The 22,845-nt window shown below is 67.9% G+C and carries 15 protein-coding genes and 1 riboswitch; of the genes, 7 read left to right on the top strand and 8 right to left on the bottom strand.

Annotated elements, in window-relative coordinates:
- Positions 1–66 precede the first annotated feature (66 nt).
- The 4 genes from IC535_RS08535 to IC535_RS08520 all read right to left on the bottom strand — a co-directional run bounded on the left by IC535_RS08535 (position 67) and on the right by IC535_RS08520 (position 4,884).
- Positions 67–1,203, bottom strand: coding sequence for a DUF3103 family protein (locus IC535_RS08535; RefSeq protein ID WP_228884230.1), 1,137 nt, complete (start codon positions 1,201–1,203; stop codon positions 67–69).
- 312 nt (positions 1,204–1,515) lie between these two features.
- Complete coding sequence (locus IC535_RS08530) at positions 1,516–2,766, bottom strand: DUF819 domain-containing protein (RefSeq protein WP_228884229.1); 1,251 nt, start codon at positions 2,764–2,766, stop codon at positions 1,516–1,518.
- A gap of 119 nt (positions 2,767–2,885) precedes the next feature.
- Positions 2,886–4,196 carry a sensor histidine kinase gene (locus IC535_RS08525; protein ID WP_228884228.1) on the bottom strand — a complete coding sequence of 437 codons (1,311 nt, stop codon included), beginning with the start codon at positions 4,194–4,196 and terminating at the stop codon, positions 2,886–2,888.
- Complete coding sequence (locus IC535_RS08520; RefSeq protein ID WP_228884227.1) at positions 4,183–4,884, bottom strand: response regulator transcription factor; 702 nt, start codon at positions 4,882–4,884, stop codon at positions 4,183–4,185. Before IC535_RS08520 ends, IC535_RS08525 begins: the two co-directional genes overlap by 14 nt.
- 140 nt (positions 4,885–5,024) lie before the next feature.
- On the opposite strand from IC535_RS08520, the gene IC535_RS08515 reads away from it, so the two are divergent.
- The 4 genes from IC535_RS08515 to IC535_RS08500 all read left to right on the top strand — a co-directional run bounded on the left by IC535_RS08515 (position 5,025) and on the right by IC535_RS08500 (position 11,710).
- Entirely contained in the window at positions 5,025–6,740 is a 1,716-nt protein-coding gene (locus IC535_RS08515) for an ArnT family glycosyltransferase (protein ID WP_228884226.1), read from the top strand.
- Between the two features lie 111 nt (positions 6,741–6,851).
- Complete coding sequence (locus IC535_RS08510) at positions 6,852–7,613, top strand: phosphatase PAP2 family protein (RefSeq protein ID WP_228884225.1); 762 nt, start codon at positions 6,852–6,854, stop codon at positions 7,611–7,613.
- Positions 7,610–9,262 carry a phosphoethanolamine transferase gene (locus IC535_RS08505; protein WP_228884224.1) on the top strand — a complete coding sequence of 551 codons (1,653 nt, stop codon included), beginning with the start codon at positions 7,610–7,612 and terminating at the stop codon, positions 9,260–9,262. The genes IC535_RS08510 and IC535_RS08505 overlap by 4 nt, the downstream gene beginning before the upstream one ends.
- A gap of 453 nt (positions 9,263–9,715) precedes the next feature.
- A complete protein-coding gene (locus IC535_RS08500; RefSeq protein WP_228884223.1) occupies positions 9,716–11,710 on the top strand; it encodes a M2 family metallopeptidase in 1,995 nt (664 codons plus the stop codon).
- A gap of 874 nt (positions 11,711–12,584) precedes the next feature.
- On the opposite strand, the gene IC535_RS08495 is transcribed toward IC535_RS08500, so the two are convergent.
- Complete coding sequence (locus IC535_RS08495) at positions 12,585–12,977, bottom strand: hypothetical protein (protein ID WP_228884222.1); 393 nt, start codon at positions 12,975–12,977, stop codon at positions 12,585–12,587.
- Positions 12,978–13,093: 116 nt separating this feature from the next.
- Positions 13,094–14,317 (bottom strand): multidrug effflux MFS transporter, encoded by a 1,224-nt coding sequence (locus IC535_RS08490; protein ID WP_228884504.1) that lies wholly within the window; start codon positions 14,315–14,317, stop codon positions 13,094–13,096.
- Positions 14,318–14,596: 279 nt separating this feature from the next.
- A riboswitch (glycine riboswitch) is annotated at positions 14,597–14,698 on the top strand.
- An 85-nt stretch (positions 14,699–14,783) separates the two neighbouring features.
- Between IC535_RS08490 and gcvP the strand changes: the two genes are divergently transcribed.
- On the top strand, positions 14,784–17,663 hold the full coding sequence (gene gcvP / locus IC535_RS08485) for an aminomethyl-transferring glycine dehydrogenase (protein WP_228884221.1): 2,880 nt from the start codon (positions 14,784–14,786) through the stop codon (positions 17,661–17,663).
- Between the two features lie 149 nt (positions 17,664–17,812).
- Entirely contained in the window at positions 17,813–18,334 is a 522-nt protein-coding gene (locus IC535_RS08480) for a DUF1993 domain-containing protein (RefSeq protein ID WP_228884220.1), read from the top strand.
- Between the two features lie 42 nt (positions 18,335–18,376).
- Here the strand turns inward: IC535_RS08480 and IC535_RS08475 are convergent, their stop codons facing one another.
- Together IC535_RS08475 and IC535_RS08470 are read right to left on the bottom strand one after the other, a co-directional pair.
- The gene (locus IC535_RS08475) at positions 18,377–19,759 is read right to left on the bottom strand and encodes an amino acid permease (protein ID WP_267472836.1); all 1,383 of its coding nucleotides are present in this window, start codon (positions 19,757–19,759) and stop codon (positions 18,377–18,379) included.
- Between the two features lie 81 nt (positions 19,760–19,840).
- Positions 19,841–20,551 carry an AraC family transcriptional regulator gene (locus tag IC535_RS08470; RefSeq protein WP_228884219.1) on the bottom strand — a complete coding sequence of 237 codons (711 nt, stop codon included), beginning with the start codon at positions 20,549–20,551 and terminating at the stop codon, positions 19,841–19,843.
- A 167-nt stretch (positions 20,552–20,718) separates the two neighbouring features.
- Between IC535_RS08470 and IC535_RS08465 the strand changes: the two genes are divergently transcribed.
- Complete coding sequence (locus IC535_RS08465) at positions 20,719–22,821, top strand: catalase (protein ID WP_228884218.1); 2,103 nt, start codon at positions 20,719–20,721, stop codon at positions 22,819–22,821.
- Positions 22,822–22,845: the final 24 nt, after the last annotated feature.

Raw genomic sequence — 22,845 nt, 5'->3', positions numbered from 1 at the left:
CCGCTGGCCGGCTCCAGGCGAAACCGTGGGCTCACGAGGAGCCGGCCAGCGGCCGGCACTACCGGGTTACTCGGTCAGTGTCAGCGGAGTCAGCGTGACCTTGGCATTGTTGGCCGCGCCCATGCGGCCGGTGTAGGCCTGCCCGCGCTGCAGCAGGTAGAAGCTGTCCAGATAATCGGTGTCGTTGGCGAACCAGCTGGTGGGCATCGCCTTGAGAATGGCACCGGCGATGTCGAAGATGACTGCGTACTCCGGCGCGAAGGCGCCCAATGCCACCTTGACGCCATCGGTCAATGCCACCAGCAGATCCTGGTAGTTGGTATCGCCGTCATCTTCGAACAGCTGCACGTTGGCCGCGTCGAAGCGATAGTTGCCCCAGACCACCAGCGGTTGGCCGGGCGTGTAATCGGTGTTGTCGTGGTCCAGGTACGGCAGGGTCAGCGTGGCGATCTCCGGTTCGGCCGCACCGATCTGCAGGCCCGTCACCACCGCGAATACCTCCGCCCCGCCCAGCGCCCACGGCTCCTGGTCGGCGGCCAGGCGGATGCGGTCCAGTCGGGTCAGGTCGAGCGACGCGCTGCCGTTGGCGGCCAACCGGACGCGGTCCGGCGATTGCAGGCCGCGCGCCTGCAGCCCGGCGTTGACCACCGCCATGCCCTCTTCCATCGCCGTGCGCGTATCCACGTCGACGATCAACACCGGGAAGGCTGGCGCGGCGCGCGCGTCCAGCGTGTGGCGGCGTCCCTGTGGGTCGTAGGCGTCCAGCGTGGTCCAGTGGCGGTCATCGCCGCGTGGCAATACCGCCACCCACAGCTGCGCGGCGGGCATGTCGGCCAGCCGGGTACCGGCAGGTACGTAGGCGCGGAGTTGCAGCAGGTCCGCGCCAACGGCGGGCAACCCCTTGCGCTGGCGCAGCTGGCGATCCTGGGCGGCCAGCGCGCGCGTGGCCCGGGTGCGTGCCTGCGGGTCGAAGCGGGCCATCACCTGGGCCAGCGGCACGCCGCCGGGGCGCGTGGTGAGTGCGCCGGTCACCGCCGCGGCGAAGCCCGGCTGGGCAATCAGCGCGGCCACATCACGGGCACTGGCATCGGTAATGGCCTGCACATCGGCGCGTTCGATGCGCGCGGTCTGGGCAACGGCGGTGGCGCTGGTCAACAACAGCAGCGCGGTGACACAGCATCGGAACAGTCCCTGCGGTTTCATGCAACGTCCTGGCTGGACGCCGATTGCCATCGGCGGAGATTCCCACCCGTGATGCCCTCCGCCACGGGCTGGCGCATGAGGCAGCACGTTACGGGGCAATCGCCGTTGCGTCTGATACCCGTTCCACACTCTGGACGTCGGGCCGGATGGGCCGCGCGCGCCCGGCCTGTCGGGCCATCCCACGGTAGTGCCGGCCGCTGGCCGGCTCCACGGAATCTCCACGTACCGGTAGTGCCGGCCGCTGGCCGGCTCCTCATGAACCCATGGTTTCACCTGGAGCCGGCCAGCGGCCGGCACTACTGGTTTGGCGGGTCAGGCCCCGGCCATCCATTTCAGGATCAGGCCGGTGACATAGGCCAGCCCGGTCCCGGTGGCGTAGCCCACGGTGCCCAGCAATACCCCGACCGGCGCCAGCGACGGATGGAACGCTGCGGCCACCACCGGTGCCGAGGCAGCCGCACCGATGTTGCCCTGCGAGCCGATCGCAAAGAAGAACAGCGGTGCGCGCAGCAGCCTGGCGGCGATCCACAGCACCAGGATGTGGGTCAGCATCCAGATCGCGCCCAGTGCGAACAGCCAGGGGCGGTCGAGCAGCGACAACAGGTCCATCTGCATGCCGATGCAGGCGATCAGGAAATACAGGAACAGCGTGCCCAGCCGCGATGCCCCGGCCGACTCCAGGCGGCGCGCGCGGGTGAAGCTCAGGGCCAGGCCGAGCGCGGTGGACAACAGCACCACCCAGACGAACGCACTGTCCAGGCTGAACTGGCTGGCCCAGCTGACGTTGGCCTTGAACCAGCCGCTCAGCGGCGCGGCGATGGCATGCGCCAGGCCGACCCCGCCCAGCGCCACGCCGACGATCACCATCAGGTCGGTCAGGCTGGGAATACGCGCATTCTGCGCCTCGTAGGCCGAAATCCGTTCCTTCATCTCATCGATGGCGCGGGTATCGGCACCGCTGCGCGTGTCGATCTGCCTGGCACGGTTGGCCAGGAACAGCAGCACCGCCATCCACAGGCTGGCACAGGCCACATCGACCACCGCGAACTGGCCGAAGGTGGTGGCATCGGTGCCGAACACTTCGCGCATCGCCACCATGTTGGCGCCGCCGCCGATCCAGCTGCCGGCCAGCGCGGCCATGCCCTTCCAGGTGTCGCCGGCCACCGTGGCCGGGTGGATCCAGGACATCGCCTGGAACGACACGATCGCACCGAGCACGATGCCCAGCGTGCCCGCGCAGAACATCACCAACAGCTTCGGGCCCAGCTTGAGAATGCCCTTGAGATCGATCGACAGGGTCAGCAGCACCAGCGCGGCCGGCAGCAGCACATCGCGCGCGATCGGGTTGTACAGCGAGGTGTTGTGGCCATCGATGAGGCCGGCGGTGTTGTAGATGGCCGGAATGAAGTAGCACAGCAGCAGGGCCGGCACCCAGGCGAAAATTCGCTTCAGCAGTGGGGTCGGGCCGCTGGCGGCCCAGAAAATCAGCGCCAGGGTGGCGGCGATCAGGCCGAGGCCGACGATGTCGTTGGTGATCAGGGCAGTACTGGTTTCGGTCGGCATCACGCCATCCTTCTGTCGATCGAAGAAAAAAAAGCGCCGCATAAAGCGGCGCCGTAACAGCTTAACACTGCCTTCACGCTGCACCACGGTGCGGCGCAGCGAACACCATGCCGATCACGTCACGACCGCGTCATTCCACCGCTACCGGGCCGCGAAGCGCCCAGGTCGAGGATCACCCGGGTGCCACGCGGCGCGCAGGGTTCGATCTGCAGCGCCCAGCCCAGGTGGTCGCACAGCTTGGCGATCAACTCCAGCCCGATCCCGCTCTGCTCGTTGCGGTCGCCCCGCGCCATGCGTGCATGCACCGCGGCAATCTCCTCCGGGCTCATGCCGTGGCCAGGGTCCTGCAGGGTCACCACCGCCGCCGGCGATACCTGGATATGGATGGTGCCGCGGCCACTGTTTTCGATCGCATTGCGCAGCAGGTTGCCGATCGCCGCCTGCACCACGCCCAGCGGCGCGAAGATGTCCACCTGCGCCAGGCCATCGACCTCGATGCGCATTTCCTTGTCGCCCATCAGATGGCGATGGTCCTCGATGATCTCCGGCACCAGCTGGTCCAGCGCGATGCGTTCGCCCAGTGCGGCCAGCCGGGCCGGCTCGCGCGCCAGCACCAGCAGCAACTGGATCAGCTGCTCCACGCCCTGCGCGGTACGGTGCACCCGCTGCATCTGCTGGCGTGCACGGGCCGGTAGGTCGGGTTGGTCCAGCGCCAGTTCGGCCGCACCGGTGATCACCGCGATCGGCGTGCGCAGCTCATGGCTGGCAGTGCTGATGAACAGACGCTCGCGTTCGACGAAGCGCTCGTTGCGGTCCAGATAATCGTTGACCGCATCGGCGATCACATACAGTTCCGAACTGCCGCGCCGGTCCACCGTCACCCGCTGCCCGGCCACGCCCGGCTTGAGCCCGTCGATGCGCTGGGCCAGCGAACTCAGCGGCCGCACCAGCCGGCTGACCCCCAGCGAGGCCATCACCACGGTGACGATGATCATCAGCACCCCGGCCAGCAGCACCCAGCGCGTGGCGAACTGCTCCAGCTCATGGAAGTCGTTGATGTCCAGCACCAGCGCCAACCGGCCCTGGTTGCGCGTGTCGCGCACCATCACCGCGCTGGAGCGGCCGTTGACCATCACCCCATCGTGCAGGCCCGGGTGCAGCGCGCGCAGGCTGGCCGGTACCTGGCCGCTGTCGTCGACGGTGAACAGGCGCAGCGTGTCCGAGTCCTGCCAGCGGTAATGCGGCTCGTGCTCGATGTGGTTGACGATGCTGTCCAGTTCGGAATTGAGCAGCGCACGCCAGGCCGAGTGTTCGGCATGTTCGTGCACGTAGTTGCCCACGCTGAACACCGCCAGCGAAATCAGCGCCAGGTACGCCAGCATCCACCACACCAGGCGGCGGTGCAGCGGCGCCGGCCTACGCGGTTTCATCGTGGGCCACGCTGCCGCCCTTGCCCAGCCGGTACCCGACCCGTGGCAGGGTGTGCAGCAGTTTCTGCTGGAACGGGCCGTCCACGCTGCGGCGCAGTTCGTACACATGCGAACGCAGCAGGTCGCCATCGGGCGGCTCATCGCCCCACAGGGCGAACTCCAGCTGCTGGCGGGTCACCGCGCCGGGGCTAGCGCGCATCAGCACTTCCAGCAGCTTGCGGCAGGCCGGGTACAGGTGCAGCGGCTTGCCGTCGCGGTGCGCTTCCAGCGTGGCCAGGTCCAGCTTGAGGTCGGCCACTTCCAGCACCTTGCGCGGGTTGCGGCCGTGCGCGCGCACCATCAGCGCATCCAGCCGCACTTCCAGTTCGGGCAGCGCGAAGGGTTTGGTCAGGTAGTCGTCGGCGCCGGCGCGGAAGCCGGCGATCTTGTCGGGCAGTTCGTCGCGCGCGGTCAGCATGATCACCGGCACTTCCGAGCCATGCTCGGCACGCAACCGGCGCAGCACTTCGGGGCCTTCCATGCGCGGCAGCATCCAGTCCAGGATCAAGGCGTCATAGGCGTGGCTCACCGCCAGGTGCAGGCCGGTGACCCCATCTGGCGCCACATCCAGCACATGCCCGCGGGACTCGAAGTATTCGAACAGGTTGGCAACCAGTTGGCGGTTGTCTTCAATGACCAGAAGCCGCATGGCAGACTCTCGAGGGCGGATCGGCGCATGGTAGCCGCATCCGTGTCGGAATCCGGTCGCAATCCGGTTGTCTCGGGGGGTTTCGACGCCTTTCCTACGCTGTCAGGGAGACAGTGGCGGTTTTGCTGAAGGGCCCGGCTATGCCCGATTTCCCGTTGTCGCGCCGGCGCGGGTCGCTCCTGGCCTGCATCGCCATCGTGCTGGCCCTGCTGGCCGGCATCGGCCTGCGCCAACCGTCGCCGCCGGATGAGCCGCGGTTCGTGCTGGCGGCGCGTGCGATGGTCGACAGCGGCCAGTGGCTGCTGCCGCATCGTGGCAGCGAGCTGTACGCGGAAAAACCGCCGGTGTTCATGTGGATGCAGGCGGCCAGCCACCAGCTGTTCGGCGGCTGGAACGTGGCCTTCCTGGTGCCATCGCTGCTGGCCGGGCTGCTGACCCTGTGGCTGACCTGGGACCTGGCGCGGCGGCTGTGGAACCGGCAGGTCGCCGGGTGGGCGGTGCTGGCGCTGTTCAGCTGCCTGCAGTTCGGGCTGATGGCCAAGCGCGCGCAGATCGACATGGTGCTGGTGGCGATGACCACACTGGCCATGTGGGGCCTGTTGCGGCACCTGCTGGAGGGCGGCAACAGGCCTGCGCTGTGGCTGGCCGGGTTTGCCGCCGGCCTGGGCACGGTGACCAAGGGCGTGGGCTTCCTGCCGCTGCTGGTGCTGCTGCCCTGGGCGCTGTGGCGCTGGCGCAGCCGCGACCGGGCACGGCCGGCCACGGCTGCCGGCGCGCGCAGCCTGGGCTGGCTGCTGCCGGCCTTCCTGCTCGGCACGGTGGTATGGCTGGCGCCGCTGGGCATCGCCCTGCTGCACGACCCGGACCCGGTACTGCATGCCTACGCGCGCGAACTGCTGTTCAAGCAGACCGGCACCCGTTACGCCAACGCCTGGCACCACGTGCAGCCTGCCTGGTACTACCTGCAGGTGATCGCCACCCTGTGGCTGCCCGGCAGCCTGCTGCTGCCGGCCCTGCTGCCGGCCTGGTGGCGCCGGCTCAAGCGCCTGGACGGCCGCTACTGGCTGCTGCTGGGCTGGGCGCTGCTGGTACTGGTGTTCTTCAGCGCCAGCCCGGGCAAGCGCGAGGTGTACATCTTCCCGATGCTGCCGCTGCTGTGCGTGGCCGCCGCACCGTTGTTGCCGGGCCTGCTGCGCCGGGCCGGGCTGCGCTGGCTGCTGCTGGCCTATGCCGCGGTGCTGGCGGTGGCCGCGCTGTACCTGGGCGTGCAGCTGCTCGGCGGCGGTGCCTGGGCGCATGCGCAGCTGGCCCGCCGGCAGATGCCCGACAGCCTGCTGCCGGTCCTGGGCGGCTGGATGCTCGGTGCCGGAATACTGCTGGCCGCGCTGGTGCTGTGGCTGCGCCAACGCCGCGCCGGCCTGGTTGTCGTTGTCACCTCGTTCCTGCTGTGGAATCTGTACGGCTGGGGATTGATGCCGGCGCTGGATCCGTACAGTTCGGCCTCGGCACTGATGCAGCGGGTGGGCCAGCGGATCGGTCCGCAGGCCGAACTGGGCCTGGTCGCCTGGCGTGAGCAGAACCTGCTGCAAGCCGACCGGCCGATCACCGAATTCGGCTTCAAACGCCCCTGGGATGCGCAGTGGCGGCTGGCCGGCCCCTGGCTGGCACAGGCCCCGCAGCGCCGCTGGCTGCTGGTGCTGGATGCGGCGATGAGCCCGTGCGTGGACCGCGCCCAGCTGGTCGCGATCGGCAGCAGCAACCGCAACCGCTGGCAGTTGCTGCCGGGCACGGCCTGGCGCCGGGACTGCGATGCCCACCTGCCGGCCGCGGCCGCGTCCAGCGACGACCAGGACTGAACGGAAACCGGCGCCGGCGGCGTTTTAACCGACGGCCAACATTGCTCCGACCGCTCTCCGACACACCGCTGACGACCATGGCGCCGGATCTTTCCACCGGTTGTTTCGACCATGTCCTCGGTACCCGTCGCTCCCTTTCCCATCCCGCTGGTGGCCGCCACCGCCGCCCCGCACTTCCTGCGCCGGCACCTGTGGCTGCCGTTGCTGGCCACCCTGGCGGCCAGCACGGTGCTGATGGGCCTGGGCGGCGACCAGTGGCTGGCCGACCGGTTCTACCGGCTGGAAGGCCAGCACTGGGCGCTGCAGAACGCCTGGGTGACCAGCCATCTGGTCCACCACGGCGGCAAGTGGATGAGCACCGCCGCCGCGCTGGTGGTGGTGGTGCTGTGCACCCATGCCTGGCGCCGCCCGCGAGCGGCGGCCTGGCGCTGGCCGCTGCTGTACCTGGTGCTGGCCGTGGCGCTGGGGACCGGGGTGGTCTCGCTGCTCAAGTCGGTGATCAACATGGACTGCCCCTGGGACTTGGCCCGCTATGGCGGCCTGCGCGAGTACGTGGGGCTCTTCGCTTCACGGCCGCACGGCATGCCGCGCGGCGTCTGCTTTCCTGCGGGCCACTCCAGTGCGGGCTTCGCCTGGATCGGCCTGTACTTCTTCGCCCTGATGGTGCGCCCGGCCTGGCGCTGGCGCGGCCTGGCGGTCGGGCTGCTGGCAGGCGCCGTATTCGGCCTGGCCCAACAGCTGCGCGGCGCGCATTTCCTCTCCCACGACCTGTGGACCCTGGCCACCTGCTGGCTGGTCTCGCTGGCGCTGTACTGCGCGTTCCAACCCCTGCTCAAGATCCATCGCGCCGTGGCACAGGCAGAACCGGCATGAACGCATCGGTATCGCGCCCGGCACGCAGCCTGGACCTGACCGGCCTGCGCAGCTGGCGCCCGCAGTGGTCCACCGAAACCCTGATCACGCTGACCAGCCTGTTCTTCGCGCTGGCCTGCAATGGCCTGTTCTGGCACAGCGCGATGGCCACCCATCCGGGCAGCCTGCGTTTTGCCGCCTCGCTGCTGCTGTTCCTGGTCGGCGCGCACTGCCTGCTGATGGGCCTGCTGGTATGGCGCTGGAATGCCAAGGTGGTGGTCGGCATGCTGCTGGTAGGCACGGCGCTGGCCGCCCACTACATGGGCAGCTACCACATCTATCTGGATGCGGACATGCTGCGCAACGTGCTGGCCACCGACCACAAGGAAAGCGGCGAACTGATGACCGCGGCGCTGCTGCCGCCGCTGCTGTTGCTGGCCGTGCTGCCGATGCTGCTGCTGTGGCGGGTGCAACTGGTCAAGCGTTCCTGGGCCAGCGCGTTGTTGTGGCGCAGCGGCTTCCTGCTGCTATCGGCACTGGTTGCGCTGGGCGGTGCGATGCTGTCCTTCCAGGAAATGTCGGCGCTGATGCGCAACCAACGCGAAGTGCGCTACCTGGCCACCCCGGGCAATTTCCTGCTCGGCCTGCCCAAGGCACTGCGCGGCGACAACCCGATCCAGCGCGCGCCCAAGCTGCCGATCGGCACCGATGCCAAGGCCACCGCGCGTGCGGCCGGCAGCCGGCCGCGGCTGCTGGTGATCGTGATGGGCGAGACCGCGCGCGCGCAGAACTGGGGGCTCAACGGCTATTCCAGGCAGACCACGCCGCAGCTGGCCCAGGCCGGCGTGATCAACTTCCCGGACATGCACTCGTGCGGCACCAGCACCGAGGTATCGCTGCCCTGCCTGTTCTCGCCGTATGGCCGCCACGACTACGATGAGAAGAAGATCCGTGCCCACCAGTCGCTGCTGCATGTGCTGGACCGTGCCGGCATCGGTACGCTGTGGCGCGACAACCAGTCCGGCTGCAAGGGCGTCTGCGAAGGCCTGCCGGTGCAGGCACTGGACGACACCAGACACCCGCAGCTGTGCGCCAACGGGCGCTGCATGGATGAGATCCTGATCGACGACCTGGCCACCCAGGTGCGCGCCCGGCCCGGCGACCGGGTGGTGGTGCTGCACCAGCTGGGCAACCACGGCCCGAGCTACTTCGAACGCTACCCGGCCCGCTTCCGCCGCTTCACCCCCACCTGCGACACCCCCGACCTGGGCAAGTGCAGCCGCGAGCAGATCACCAACAGCTACGACAACGCCCTGCTGTACACCGACCAGCTGCTGGCCCGCACGATCGGCACGCTGCAGGGCATGGACGACTACGACACGGCGATGATCTACCTGTCCGACCACGGCGAGTCGCTGGGCGAAAAGGGCCTGTTCCTGCACGGCATGCCCTACGCGATCGCCCCGCAGGAGCAGACCCGGGTGCCGATGACGATGTGGTTCTCTCCCGCCTTCGCCGCCAACCGCGGGCTCAACCTGGCCTGCGTGCGACAGCGCGCCGGCCAGTACACCGACCACGACAACCTGTTCCCATCGGTATTGGGGCTGATGCAGGTCAAAACCGCGGTCTACGAGCGCGACCGCGATCTGTTTGCCGGGTGCGAGGCATAGACCACTAGATCTGCTGAAAGCGTGAAGCTGCTGGCTATTCCCAGTTCCGCTCGGGCCGGGGTGGCCAGACCCTGGCCCCCAAGGTTCTTCCTCGCCGGGCACCAGAATCAAGTTCCTGCAAGCCACTCCCACAGCCGAACCACAGCATCGGTCGTTGCGTTTGCCATGTGCACCAGCCATGTGTGGACGGGTCGGTGTGGGTGGGTTGGCGGGACCGTCGAAAACATGGATGTTCTCGCCGAGCCTACAGGGACGTACTTGCGGCGTGTCCCGACAACCCATCCGCACCGACCCGCTCCCGGAGCCGTGGCGGCCAACTGCTTTTGAATGGAAAAGGGACCATCCAGCCCCAACTCAAGCGTCCTGCGCAGTGGACGTTGCTGCCCTGCCCCTTGCAGTGCAGCGGGCAGCCCACTAGCCTTCGCCGGTCTGTCACCACCCAAGGATGTCCCCGTGAACCACCGCCCGCTCCTGCTGGCCCTGGCTGTCGGTGCTGCCGCACTGACGCTGGCGGCCTGCCAGAAGGACCCCACCCCGGCCGATGCCCCGGCTGCCAACACCGCCAAGCCCGGCGAAAGCGCAGACCAGTTCATCGCCCGCGTCAACGCCGAGTACAAGGCCATGTACCCGGAAATGACCTCGGCGCAGTGGCTGTCGTCGACCTACATCAACGACGACTCCGAGCGGGTGGCGGCCAAGGCCAACGAACGCTGGCTGACCGTGCTCAACGGCTGGATCACCCAGGCCGCCACGTATGACGGCCAGCCGATGAGCGAAGACACCAAGCGCCAGATCCACCTGCTCAAACTGATGACCTCCATGCCGGCCCCGCGCGACCCGGCCAAGCTGTCCGAACTGACCCGCATCGCCAGCCGCATGGAAGGCGCCTACGGCTCGGGCAAGTACTGCACCGACGACGCCAACCCGGCCAGCTGCCGCCAGCTGGGCGAGCTGGAACAGGTCCTGGCGCGCAGCCGTGATTACGACAAGCAGCTGGACGCCTGGCAGGGCTGGCACGCCACCACCAAGCCGATGCGCGCCGACTACCAGCGCTTCGTCGGCCTGGTCAACGAAGGCGCCAAGGAAATGGGCTTTGCCGATGCCGGCCAGATGTGGCGCAGCGGCTATGACATGCCGCCCGAACAGATCGGCCCGGAAACCGACCGCCTGTGGGAACAGGTCAAGCCGATGTACGAGCAGCTGCACTGCTACGCCCGCACCAAGCTCGACACCACCTACGGCAAGGACAAGGCCGAGACCGACGGCGGCCTGATCGCCGCCCACCTGCTGGGCAACATGTGGCAGCAGGACTGGTCCAACCTGTGGGACCAGCTGGAACCCTATCCCGGCGCCGGCAGCCTGGACATCACCGCCGCGCTGGAAAAGCAGTACCAGACCAACCTCAGCGGCGCGCTGGCCAAGGCCGGCAGCAGCAACGCCAACGTCGAAGCCCTGTTCAAGGCCCAGCGTGAGGCCGAACTGCGCACCGCCAAGCAGATGACCGAACGCGCGCAGGACTTCTACGTCTCGCTGGGCATGCCGGCACTGCCCAAGTCGTACTGGGACAAGACCCAGTTCATCAAGCCGCTGGATCGCGACGTGGTCTGCCATGCCAGTGCCTGGGACATGAACATGGACGGCGACGTGCGCACCAAGATGTGCATCAAGCCGACCGAAGAAAACTTCACCACCATCTACCACGAGCTGGGCCACATCTATTACGACCTGGCCTACAACCCGCTGCCGCCGCTGTTCCAGGGCGGTGCCAACGATGGCTTCCACGAAGCGATCGGCGACACCATCGTGCTGGCGATGACCCCGCAGTACCTCAACTCGATCGGCCTGGTCGACAAACCGCAGGAAAGCCGCGAAGCCACCATCAACGCACAGATGCGCATGGCCCTGAGCGGCGTGTCGTTCCTGCCGTTCGGCCTGATGATCGACCGCTGGCGCTGGGGCGTGTTCGACGGTTCGATCACCCCGGACCACTACAACCAGGCCTGGTGGGACCTGAAGGCCAAGTACCAGGGCGTGGCCCCGGCCAGCACCCGCGGCGAGGAGTTCTTCGATCCGGGCGCCAAGTACCACGTACCGGGCAACACTCCGTATACGCGCTACTTCCTGGCGCGCATCCTGCAGTTCCAGTTCTACAAGGGCCTGTGCGATGCCGCCGGCTACAAGGGCCCGCTGCACCAGTGCAGCTTCTACGGCAACAAGGAAGCCGGGCAGAAGTTCTGGGCGATGCTGAGCAAGGGCGCCAGCCAGCCGTGGCAGGCCACCCTGCGCGAGATCACCGGCGGCGACAAGCTCGACGCCGGCCCGATGATCGAGTACTTCACCCCGGTCAACGACTGGCTCAAGCAGCAGAACCAGGGCCAGATGTGCGGTTGGAAGGCCCCGGCCGCCACTGCCGCGGCCAAACCGGCGGCGGCTCCGGCCACCCGCTGAGAAGATGCAGCCAACCAAGGGTCGGCTGCGCGGTGATGGGACGAAAAAAGCCGGCCCTTGGGCCGGCTTTTTCGTTGGTTCTTCGCCGATGTCCGGGGCTACAGCCCACCCGGTGGCACTATGGGGGCATGCCACCGGGTGGGCCCGGCCGTTGTCCGGTTGTTGCCGCTGCTGTTTCCGCTTCGCGGATAACGTCAAAAGCGTTTCGTGCCCCTACGGGGCGCGAGTTACTTTCTGATGGCGCACATCCGTGTGCGCCACCCTACGGGCCAGCTGCGCTGTTCCGCGCCGCTCCTGCGGCGCTGGTGCTCGTGCAAGAAAGTAACCAAAGAACACGCCCGCGCCTCCGTAACAACGAACCCCGTAGTGAAGAACGCGTCGCAACGCGCCCGTGTCCGGACGCATGGGATTGCGATGCTCGGCTCGCTCCAAGGGGGAGGTAGATCAAGATCAAAATCACGGGCAACAGCAACAGCTGCCCGACCACGGTCTGACGTTGCTCCAGTTCCTGGCAACCCCATCACAGGTAGGTCCGACCCATGGTCGGACACGCATCGTCTCGGCTTCACGCTGCTCGAGCGTGGCTAGGACCTACGCTTTTCCATGCGTGCCAGCCATGTGTGGAGGGCTGGCGTGGGTGGGTTGGCGGGACTGTCGAAAACATGGATGTTTTCGCCAAGCCCCCAAGGAGGGGTTCACGGCGTGTCCCGCCAACCCACCCGCGCCAGCCCAATCAGGGCATACGTCGGCCATCGCCGTTGATCTGAGGCTTTAGTGCGCAGCTGACTTCCCGTAAATCGGCGAAGAACCTTTTTCGTTGGTTCTTTCATGCACCGCGGTAGCGGAACGAGCAGCGTCCGACCACGGGTCGGACCTACGCCTGCGCTTTGGGCTTCAACGAGGCCGCGAACTCCAGCTTGAACTGTTCGAAATCCTTGCCATCGGCCTTGGCCTCGGCATGCGCGGCGTCCTTCAACGCATCCGAATACACCAGCCGCACCGGCGTGCCCTGGCGTTCGTGCAGTTCGGCGGCCTGCATGATCAGCGCCAGCACCCGCGCCGCGCTGGGGGTCTGGCCGGCAATGCGCCCATCCATGCCCAGTACCCACTCACCGTCGCGGCGCACGATCCCGGCCAGCAGCGTGCGCTGCTGGTCGCGCAGTTCGGCATGCGGCTCCACCGGCGCGGCGGCGGCCTGCTCGCGGTTGGCGGCCTGGGTTTCGCGGCGCCGGCGGATGTCGCGGCGCAGTTTGGAGGTGGTCGACATGCGGGGGATTTCCGGACTGCATCAAAGCGCAAAGGATACCGCACGGGCGTTTCCGGGCCGGTGCATGGGCAGCCCGGCCCGGCCTGGCAAGGGGCCACCGCCGGCCGCAGCAGCGGTCACTGGCCCGGGGCGAGCCTCTCGCGGCGGCGCTCGCGGTGGCGCTCCCAATACCAGAGGCTGGCGCCGACGGCGAAGAAGCCGGCATAGCCCAGCGCCAGGTGCACCGGGCTGGCGCTGAGCAGCGGCGAGACCACCCCGGCCACCAGCGTGCTGGTCATCAGCTGGATGAACATCTGCATCGAGGAGGCCAGCCCGCGCTGGTGCGGGTACATGTCCAGCACCGCCAGCGCCAGGATCGGGAAGATCAGTGCCATGCCCACACCGCCAAGGAAGATCGGCAGCACCGCCCACGGCAGTTCGATCTGCGGCACCGACAGCACATAGCCCAGGTTGAGCAGCGCCGACACCGCGCACAGCCCGAAACCGATCGCGACCTGCCGCGGCGCCACCACCCGCCCGGCCATCCGCCCGGACAGGAACGAGCCCATGGTCATGCCGCCGATGGTGGGGATGAACAACCAGGCGAAATCGCCCTCGCCCAGCTTGAGGTGCTGCATCACGAACACCGGCGCCGAGGAGATGTACAGGAAGATCCCGGAGAAACTCAGCGCACCGGCCGCCGCCAGGCGCAGCAGACGCGGGTTGGAGCCCATGTGCAGGTAGCTGCGCAGCAGCTCGCGCATCGACAACGGCGTGCGTGCTTCCGGCGGATGGGTTTCGGGCAACCACTTGCCGGTAGCCAGCAGCAGCACCAGCCCGAACAGCACCAGGAACCAGAAGATCAACGGCCAGTCGCCGCCGCCGAGCAGGATCCAGCCGCCGATGATCGGCGCGATCGCCGGGGCAACACCGAAGATCATCGAGACCTGGCTCATCAGGCGCTGCGCGTCGGCACCGTGGTAGAGATCGCGGATCACCGCGCGGCCGACGATCATGCCGACGCCGGCGGTCATGCCCTGCAGCGCGCGGAACACCAGCAGCGTGGTCATGTCGGTCGACAGCGCGCAGCCGACCGAGGCGCCGATGAACAGCACCAGCCCGCCGATGATCACCCGCTTGCGGCCGAACGCATCGGACAGCGGGCCATGCGCCAGGCCCATCAGCCCGTAGAACAGCAGGTACACGCTGATGGTCTGCTGCACCGCGACCTGGTCCACCTGCATGCGTTGCCCCAGCAGCAGGAAGGCCGGGAAAATGGTGTCGATCGAGAACGGACCGAACATCGCCAGCCCTGCGAGCAGCAGGGCCAGGCGGCGGGTCGAGGGCGAGGCGGGCGTCATGCGGTCTTCCGTCAGGGCCATGCGTCAATGCACGGCGGGCGCCAGCCCGGAACGGGCGGCGCCAGATGAATACGAGGATCCGATGATGATAGGGCTTTGCCCGGCCCGGCACCATGCCTGCGGCGGCGTATCCGGCCCCGCTTGCCCACCCATTCATGTCCTGGCAGGCCGTAGCCGGGCGGGGCGCTGGGCTATAATCGCCGGGCTACACGGTGGGAGAAGCGGTCACCCGCTGCCGAAGGCGCAACGCCCGTAATCGCTCAGGCCCGATACCACCTGCATCAAAACTCTGGAGAGACCGGCGAATGCCGGCGCCGAAGGGGCACGAAGCACGCAGATGCGCGCTTTTAAACTCTCAGGCAAAAGGACAGAGGGGCACCCAGGAAGACCGCAAGGTCCACCGGTTCGCGCGTCCGCGATCGGCCGGCCCTGCAGCGCTTCCGAACGTGCGTGCCCACACTCCGAGATGCCAGCCATGTCCCAGAACAGCCCCTCCCTGCGCGAGCTTGAACACAGCCACGCGTTCGTCGAACGCCACATCGGCCCCAACGACGCCGAAATCGCGCAGATGCTGGCCGTGGTCGGCCACGCCTCGCTGGACGCGCTGACCGATGCGATCGTCCCGGCCGGGATCAAGTCGCCGGCGCCGCTGGCCCTGCCCGAGTCGCTGACCGAAGTGCAGGCGCTGACCAAGATCCGCGCCATCGCCGACAAGAACCAGGTGTTCCGCACCTTCATCGGCCAGGGTTACTACGGCACCCTCACCCCGAACGTGATCCTGCGCAACGTGCTGGAAAACCCGGCCTGGTACACCGCCTACACCCCCTACCAGGCCGAGATCTCGCAGGGCCGCATGGAAGCGTTGATCAACTTCCAGACCCTGTGCGCCGACCTGACCGGCATGGAAATCGCCAACGCCTCGCTGCTGGATGAAGCCACCGCGGCGGCCGAAGCGATGACCCTGGCCAAGCGTTCGGCCAAGAGCAAGTCCGACACCTTCTTCGTGCACGACGCGGTGCACCCGCAGACCCTGGAACTGCTGCGTACCCGCGCAGAACCGCTGGGCATCGTGTTGCGCGTGGGCACCCCGGCCGAGGCGATGGAAGCCGAAGCCTACGGCGTGCTGCTGCAGTACCCGGACACCTTCGGCCATATCGGCGACTACAAGGCGCTGGCCGATGCCGTGCACGCGCGCGGCGGCCTGGTCGCGGTGGCCACCGACCTGCTCGCACTGACCCTGATCGCCGCCCCCGGCGAATGGGGCGCGGACATCGTGGTGGGCAACTCGCAGCGTTTCGGCGTGCCGTTCGGCTTCGGCGGCCCGCACGCCGCCTTCATGGCCTGCCGCGATGCCTACAAGCGTTCGATGCCGGGCCGCCTGATCGGCGTCTCGGTCGATGCGCAGGGCAATGCCGCCTACCGCCTGACCCTGCAGACCCGCGAGCAGCATATCCGCCGCGAGAAGGCCACCTCCAACATCTGCACCGCGCAGGTGCTGCTGGCGGTGATGGCCTCGATGTACGCGGTATACCACGGCCCGGACGGCCTGACCCGGATCGCCCGCCGCACCCACCGCCTGGCCGCGATCCTGGCCGCGGCGCTGCGCAACGCCGGCATCAACGTCGGCGCGCAGTTCTTCGACACCCTGCACGTCAAGGACATCGACGCCCAGGCAATCCACGCCAAGGCGGCCGCGGCGCGCATCAACCTGCGCGCGATCGACAGCGAAGCGGTCGGCATCAGCCTGGATGAGACCACCACCCGCGACGACATCGTCGCGCTCGGCCAGCTGTTCGGTGCCACGGTCGATGTCGATGCCCTCGACGCCGCCACCGCCGATGCGTTGCCGGACGGCCTGGTGCGTACCAGTGCGTTCCTGACCCACCCGGTGTTCAACACCCACCACAGCGAACACGAACTGCTGCGTTACCTGCGTTCGCTGGCCGACAAGGACCTGGCCATGGATCGCACCATGATCCCGCTGGGCAGCTGCACCATGAAGCTCAACGCCACCGCCGAGATGATCCCGGTGACCTGGCCGGAGTTCGCCAACATCCACCCGCTGGCCCCGGCCGACCAGGCCACCGGCTACAAGGAACTGATCGACGGGCTGGAAGCGATGCTGGTGGAATGCACCGGCTACGACGCGGTCAGCCTGCAGCCCAATTCCGGCGCGCAGGGCGAGTACGCCGGCCTGCTGGCGATCCGCGCCTACCACCGCTCGCGCGGCGAGGACCATCGCGATGTCTGCCTGATTCCCGATTCGGCGCACGGCACCAACCCGGCCTCGGCGCAGATGTGCGGCATGAAGGTGGTGGTGACCAAGACCGATGCCAACGGCAACGTCGACCTGGAAGACATCCGCGTCAACGCCGAGAAGTACAGCGACCGCCTGGCCGCGTTGATGATCACCTACCCGTCCACGCATGGTGTGTTCGAGGAAGAAGTGGTGGAAATCTGCGAGATCGTGCACAAGCACGGCGGCCAGGTGTATACCGACGGCGCCAACATGAACGCCCTGGTCGGCGTGGCCAAGCCCGGCAAGTGGGGCTCGGACGTCTCGCACCTGAACCTGCACAAGACCTTCTGCATCCCGCATGGCGGTGGCGGCCCGGGCGTCGGCCCGTGCGCGGTCAAGGCGCACCTGGCGCCGTTCCTGCCCAAGGTGCTGGGTGGGCAAGGCGATGTCGGCATGGTCAGCGCGGCCAGCTTCGGCAGCGCCTCGATCCTGCCGATCAGCTGGATGTACATCACCCTGATGGGCACCGCCGGCCTGCGCAAGGCGACCCAGGTGGCCCTGCTCAACGCCAACTACATCGCCAAGCGCCTGGCCCCGCACTTCAAGACTCTGTACACCGGCCGCAACGGGCTGGTCGCGCACGAGTGCATCCTGGACGTGCGCCCGCTGGAGAAGACCTCCGGGATCGGCGCCGAAGACGTGGCCAAGCGCCTGATCGACTTCGGCTTCCACGCCCCGACCCTGAGCTTCCCGGTCGCCGGCACGCTGATGGTGGAACCGACCGAAAGCGAATCCCTGCACGAGCTGGATCGCTTCATCAACGCGATGATCCAGATCCGCGAGGAAATCGCCGCGATCGAAGACGGCCGCCTGGACCGCGAGGACAACCCGCTCAAGCACGCCCCGCACACCGCCACGGCAGTGTCGGCCAGCGAGTGGTCGCATGCCTACCCGCGCGAGCTGGCGGCCTTCCCGCTGGCCAGCCTGCGCCAGCAGAAGTACTGGCCGCCGGTGGCGCGCGTGGACAACGTCTACGGCGACAAGAACGTGATGTGCGCCTGCATCCCGGTCGATGCGTACAAGGAAGACGAGGGCGTGGAGGTCTAGGCCTCCAGCGCGCTGAAGCAATCGGACGGCCCGCGCAAGCGGGCCGTTTTCGTAGCGCCTGGTGCTACCCGGTGCTGGCCGATATCGATCATCATGCGACGCCCACGGCCAACACCCGGCCTGTCCCCACCCACGTACAAGGAAGCATCATGTCGATCCATCAGATGAACATCCGCAGTTTCGCGCAGATGCTTGGCGCACTCCGCGGCCAGCTGGACAAGGCCGACGCGCACGCGCTGGCTGTGGGCTATGACCCACGCAACCTGCTCTCGGCGCGGTTGGCGCCGGACATGCACCCATTGGCCAAGCAGCTGCAGTTCGCCTGCACACAGGCGCACGAAGCGGTATGCCGGCTCAGCGGACGGCCGCTGCCGTCACTGCAGGCACCCGATGACCTCGACCAGGCGCGTGCGCTGATCGACCAGACCCTGGACCAGCTGGCGTCTGCCGACGCGGCGGTCATCGATGCCGGCGCCTCGCGCGATGTGGCGATCGAACTGGCCGGCGACCTTGCCTTCGACATGAAGGGCAGCGAGTACGCTGCATACTGGGCCACGCCGCAGTTCTATTTCCACCTGATCACCGCCTATAGCATCCTGCGCCACAATGGCGTGCCGCTGGGGAAGGCGGACTACGTACCCCACATGTTCGCCTGGGTGCGACAGAACTAGGGATGCTGGTGCCTTAGGCCGTGCCCTGCCCGGCTCTACCGGTCAATCTGCTTGGCGGTTGGCGCGCACGCGGCGTGCGATTTCGCTGCTGAGCGCGATCACCGCCGTCAGCACCGCCATCGACAGGAACTGCGTGCGGGTCTGTGTCTCGGACAGCAGCAGGCCGAAGATCAGCGCCAGCACGCCCAGGCCCAGCAGGGTCAGGTACGGATAGCCGGCCATCCGGAACGGCAGGCGCGTGCCGTCGCGGTTGGCCCGGTGGCGCAGGATCAACTGCGACAGCAGCGAAATCGTCCACACCAGCAGACAGGTCGAGCCGACGATATTGAGCAGCACCGGCAACACCTTCTCCGGGAACATCAGCTCCATCACCGTGGCGGCAAACCCGAACAGCACGCTGGCCAGTACCGCGATGATCGGCACCTGGCGCGGATCGGTCCAGCCCAGCACCGCCGGCGCTTCATCGCGCTGGGCCAGCGAATACATCATCCGCGAGGCGCCATACAGGTTGGCATTGAGCGCCGACAGCAGCGCGATCACCGCGATCAGCGTGATCGCCGTGGCCGCGCCGGGAATATTGGCCACCTGCAGCACTGCGGCGAACGGCGACTTCAGCGCCTCGCTGGTCCACGGCACCACCGCGATGATCACGCTCAGCGAACCGATGTAGAACACCAGGATGCGCCAGGCCACCGTGCGGATCGCCCGCGCGATGCTGCGCTCGGGGTCTTCGGTTTCGGCCGCCGCCACCGCCACGATCTCGGTGCCGCCAAAGGCGAACACCACCACCAGCAGCGCCGCCCCCACCCCGGCCAGCCCCTTGGGCGCGAAGCCGCCATGCTCGGTGAAGTTGCGCAGGCCCGGCGACGCGACGTCGGGCAACCAGCCCATCAACAGCGCCACGCCGATCAGGATGAAGCCGACGATCGCCACCACCTTGAGGATGGCGAACCAGAACTCGAACTCGCCGAAGTTCTTCACGCCCAGCAGGTTGATCGCGGTGAAGAACAGCATGAAGGCCAGCGCCGCCATCGGTACCGGCACCGCCGGCCACACCGTGGCCAGCAGCCCGGCCGCACCGACCGCTTCGGCGGCGATCACGATCACCAGCTGCACCCACCACAACCAACCTACCGTGGCCCCCGCGGTGGCGCCCATGGCATCGGCGGCATACACCGAGAACGCGCCACTGGTCGGCTTGGCCGCGGCCATTTCGCCCAGCGCGTTCATCACGATGATCACCAGCGCGCCGGCCACCAGGTAGGACAGCAGCACCGCCGGGCCGGCAGCGTGCACGCCCACCCCCGAGCCCAGGAACAGGCCGGCGCCGATCGCGCTGCCCAGACCCATCATGATCAGCTGGCGGGGCTTGAGGGCATGGCCCAGGCGGGCAGCGGCTGGCGTCGGAGTCTGGGATGCGGGCATCGGAATCGCTTGGCGGGCAACAGGTGCGACACGATACCTGTTCGGCCGGCCCGCGGCATAGGCCACCCGCGCCGGCCCGGCTCAGGGGCCGGCGCGCTCGCCGATCTGGGCCCGGTAGCCGCGCGGGGACACCCCGACCTCGGCCTTGAACTTGCGGGTGAACGCGCTCTGGTCGGTGAAACCGCAGGCCTGGCCGATGCTGGCGATGCTGTCCGGGCCATGCAGCAGGTGTACCGCCATCTGGATGCGCAGGCGGGTGAGCACCTGCTGCGGGGTCATCTGGAACACCCGGCGGAAGGTGCGCTCCAGCTTGGACAGTGAAAACCCGGTGATGTCCAGCAGGGTCTGCATGCGCACGTTCTCGGCGTAATGTGCGTTCAGATGCGCCAGCGCCAGCCGCAGCTGCTCGTACTGGGCGCCCAGGCTGTCCTTCTGGCCGAGGTCGCGCGAAATCCCGATCAGGCCGGCGACTTGGCCATCGACCAGTAACGGCCGCTTGCAGGTCAGGCACCAGCCCGGTTCGCGGTTGGCGAACAGGTGCAGTTCCATCAGGTTCTCGATCACCCGCCCGGCCAGTACCTGCTCGTCCTGCGAGGCGTAGTCGGCGCCCAGCCCGGTCGGGTAGATCTCCGCCGCGGTGCGCCCGATCACCTCCTTGCGCGACTTCAGCCCGAGCCGGCGCAGCATGGTCTGGTTGATATGCGTGTAGCGGCCCTGGCAGTCCTTCATGAAGAACAGCACGTCCGGGATCGCATCAAACAGGGCTTCGATGTCGGCAGGTTCAACGCGCATGCGGCGGCCGGCGAGCAGTGGAGACCCGGCAAGGATACCGCCCCGCCGCCGCCCGGGCGCCGCATGTGAAGCGCGGGTGGATGCCCGGGCAGGTTTTCCGACCGCCGATTAACGCCCCCCCTGCCAGGGTGGGCGGTATCGCCTCATCGCCAGCCCGGAGTCGCCCCATGGCCACCAGCAAGCCCCGCAAACGCCCGTCCGCCCCCGCCGACCGCCACGACCAGGGCCACGACCAGGGCCAGGGCGATGAGCTGCACCAGCATGCCGGCGGCAGCCATCCGGTACTGACCACCAACCAGGGCATTGCGGTTGCCGACAACCAGAATTCGCTGCGCGCCACGCCGCGCGGGCCGACCCTGCTGGAAGATTTCATCCTGCGCGAGAAAATTACCCACTTCGACCACGAGCGCATTCCCGAGCGCATCGTGCATGCCCGTGGCAGCGCCGCCCACGGCTATTTCGAACTGACCCGTTCGCTGCAGGACTACACCCGAGCGCGGGTGCTTACCGAGGTGGGCGTGCGCACCCCCGTGTTCACCCGGTTCTCCACCGTGGCCGGCGGCGCCGGATCGGTGGACACCCCGCGCGATGTGCGTGGCTTTGCGGTCAAGTTCTACACCCGTGAAGGCAACTGGGACCTGGTCGGCAACAACATCCCGGTGTTCTTCATCCAGGACGCGATCAAGTTCCCCGACCTGATCCACGCGGTGAAGATGGAACCGGACCGCGCCTTCCCGCAGGCGGCCAGCGCGCACGACACGTTCTGGGACTTCGTGTCGTTGATGCCCGAATCCATGCACATGATCATGTGGGCAATGAGCGACCGCGCCATTCCGCGCTCACTGCGCATGATCGAAGGCTTCGGCATCCACAGCTTCCGCCTGCTCGATGAAGACGGACGATCGACCTTCGTCAAGTTCCACTGGCGCCCCAAGCTGGGCATCCAGTCCACGGTGTGGGACGAAGCGGTGAAGCTGCAGGGCGCCGACAACGATTTCCACCGCCGCGACCTGTTCGAGGCGATCACCGGCGGCGATTTCCCCGAATGGGAACTGGCCGTGCAGCTGTTCACCGAAGAACAGGCCGAGGCGTTTCCCTTCGACCACCTGGACCCGACCAAGATCATTCCCGAATCGCTGGTTCCGCTGACCGTGATCGGGCGGATGGTGCTGGACCGCTGGCCGGACAACTTCTTCGCCGAAACCGAGCAGGTGGCCTACTGCCCGGCCAACGTGCCGCCGGGCATCGACTTCAGCAACGACCCGCTGCTGCAGGGGCGGCTGTTCTCGTATCTGGACACCCAGCTCAGCCGCCTGGGCGGGCCCAATTTCCACCAGATCCCGGTCAATGCGCCCAAGTGCCCGTTCGCCAACCACCAGCGCGACGGCCACATGCAGATGGGCGTGCCCAAGGGCCGGGTGGCCTACGACCCCAGTTCGCTGCAGGACGACAGCCCGCGCGAGACCGTGGATGGCTTCCCCAGTCATGCCACCGCGCCCGATGACGGGCGCAAGGGCCGCGTGCGCGCGGCGAGCTTTGCCGACCACTACAGCCAGGCGCGGATGTTCTTCCGCAGCCTGGAGGCCCCGGAGCAGGCGCATTTGGCCTCGGCGCTGGTATTTGAACTGTCCAAGGTGGAAACGGCCAAGGTGCGCGAGCGCACGGTCAGCCACCTGCGCAACATCGACCAATCGCTGGCCGAGCGCGTTGCCGCCGGGCTGGCCATGCCCACCCTGCCCGCGCCCGCACCGACCGCCACCCCGGCGCAGGCGTTGCCCGCCGCGCCGGAAGTGCGCGTGATCGGCCGCGGCAAGGACCTGCTCAAGGGCCGCTGCATCGGCATCCTGTTCGACGAAGGCTCCGATGCGGGGCGGATCGACCGCCTGCGCAAGGCTGCCGGCAAGGCCGGGGCCACGGTAAAACTGGTCGCCCCCAAGCTCGGTGGCGGCACGCTGAGCGACGGCACCCTGCTGGCCGCCGACGGGCAACTGGCGGGCACGCCGTCGGTGCTGTTCGACGCGGTCGCCGTGGTGCTGGGCAGCGAGGCCGGCAAACGCCTGCTGAAGGACACCGCGGCCGTGGACTTCGTGGCCCAGGCGTGGGCGCACCTGAAGGCCATCGCCGCCGACGATGGCGCGCAGCCACTGCTCAAGGCGGCCCGGGTGGGCAACGATGCCGGCGTGGTGGATGCCGATGCTGCCAAGGACTTCCTGGCCGCCGCCGCTACCCGCCAGTGGGCGCGCGAACCCAAGGTGCGCACGCTGGCGTGATCCCCTTCCCTCCGTACAGACAGG

This window comes from Stenotrophomonas rhizophila (genome assembly GCF_020857975.1).
Classification (GTDB): Bacteria; Pseudomonadota; Gammaproteobacteria; order Xanthomonadales; family Xanthomonadaceae; genus Stenotrophomonas; species Stenotrophomonas rhizophila_C.
The sequence above is the reverse complement of the archived record's forward strand: the minus strand, read 5'-3'. Positions and strand labels throughout refer to the sequence as shown.

Excerpts from the sequence above, each read along its gene's own strand:
- IC535_RS08480 (WP_228884220.1), top strand. The coding sequence starts at position 17,813 with ATGTCGATCCATCAGATGAACATCCGCAGTTTCGCGCAGATGCTTGGC.
- IC535_RS08515 (WP_228884226.1), top strand. The coding sequence starts at position 5,025 with ATGCCCGATTTCCCGTTGTCGCGCCGGCGCGGGTCGCTCCTGGCCTGC.
- IC535_RS08520 (WP_228884227.1), bottom strand. The coding sequence starts at position 4,884 with ATGCGGCTTCTGGTCATTGAAGACAACCGCCAACTGGTTGCCAACCTG.
- IC535_RS08465 (WP_228884218.1), top strand. The coding sequence starts at position 20,719 with ATGGCCACCAGCAAGCCCCGCAAACGCCCGTCCGCCCCCGCCGACCGC.
- IC535_RS08530 (WP_228884229.1), bottom strand. The coding sequence starts at position 2,766 with ATGCCGACCGAAACCAGTACTGCCCTGATCACCAACGACATCGTCGGC.
- IC535_RS08535 (WP_228884230.1), bottom strand. The coding sequence starts at position 1,203 with ATGAAACCGCAGGGACTGTTCCGATGCTGTGTCACCGCGCTGCTGTTG.
- IC535_RS08525 (WP_228884228.1), bottom strand. The coding sequence starts at position 4,196 with ATGAAACCGCGTAGGCCGGCGCCGCTGCACCGCCGCCTGGTGTGGTGG.
- IC535_RS08475 (WP_267472836.1), bottom strand. The coding sequence starts at position 19,759 with ATGCCCGCATCCCAGACTCCGACGCCAGCCGCTGCCCGCCTGGGCCAT.
- IC535_RS08490 (WP_228884504.1), bottom strand. The coding sequence starts at position 14,317 with ATGACGCCCGCCTCGCCCTCGACCCGCCGCCTGGCCCTGCTGCTCGCA.
- gcvP (WP_228884221.1), top strand. The coding sequence starts at position 14,784 with ATGCCAGCCATGTCCCAGAACAGCCCCTCCCTGCGCGAGCTTGAACAC.
- IC535_RS08470 (WP_228884219.1), bottom strand. The coding sequence starts at position 20,551 with ATGCGCGTTGAACCTGCCGACATCGAAGCCCTGTTTGATGCGATCCCG.
- IC535_RS08505 (WP_228884224.1), top strand. The coding sequence starts at position 7,610 with ATGAACGCATCGGTATCGCGCCCGGCACGCAGCCTGGACCTGACCGGC.
- IC535_RS08495 (WP_228884222.1), bottom strand. The coding sequence starts at position 12,977 with ATGTCGACCACCTCCAAACTGCGCCGCGACATCCGCCGGCGCCGCGAA.
- IC535_RS08510 (WP_228884225.1), top strand. The coding sequence starts at position 6,852 with ATGTCCTCGGTACCCGTCGCTCCCTTTCCCATCCCGCTGGTGGCCGCC.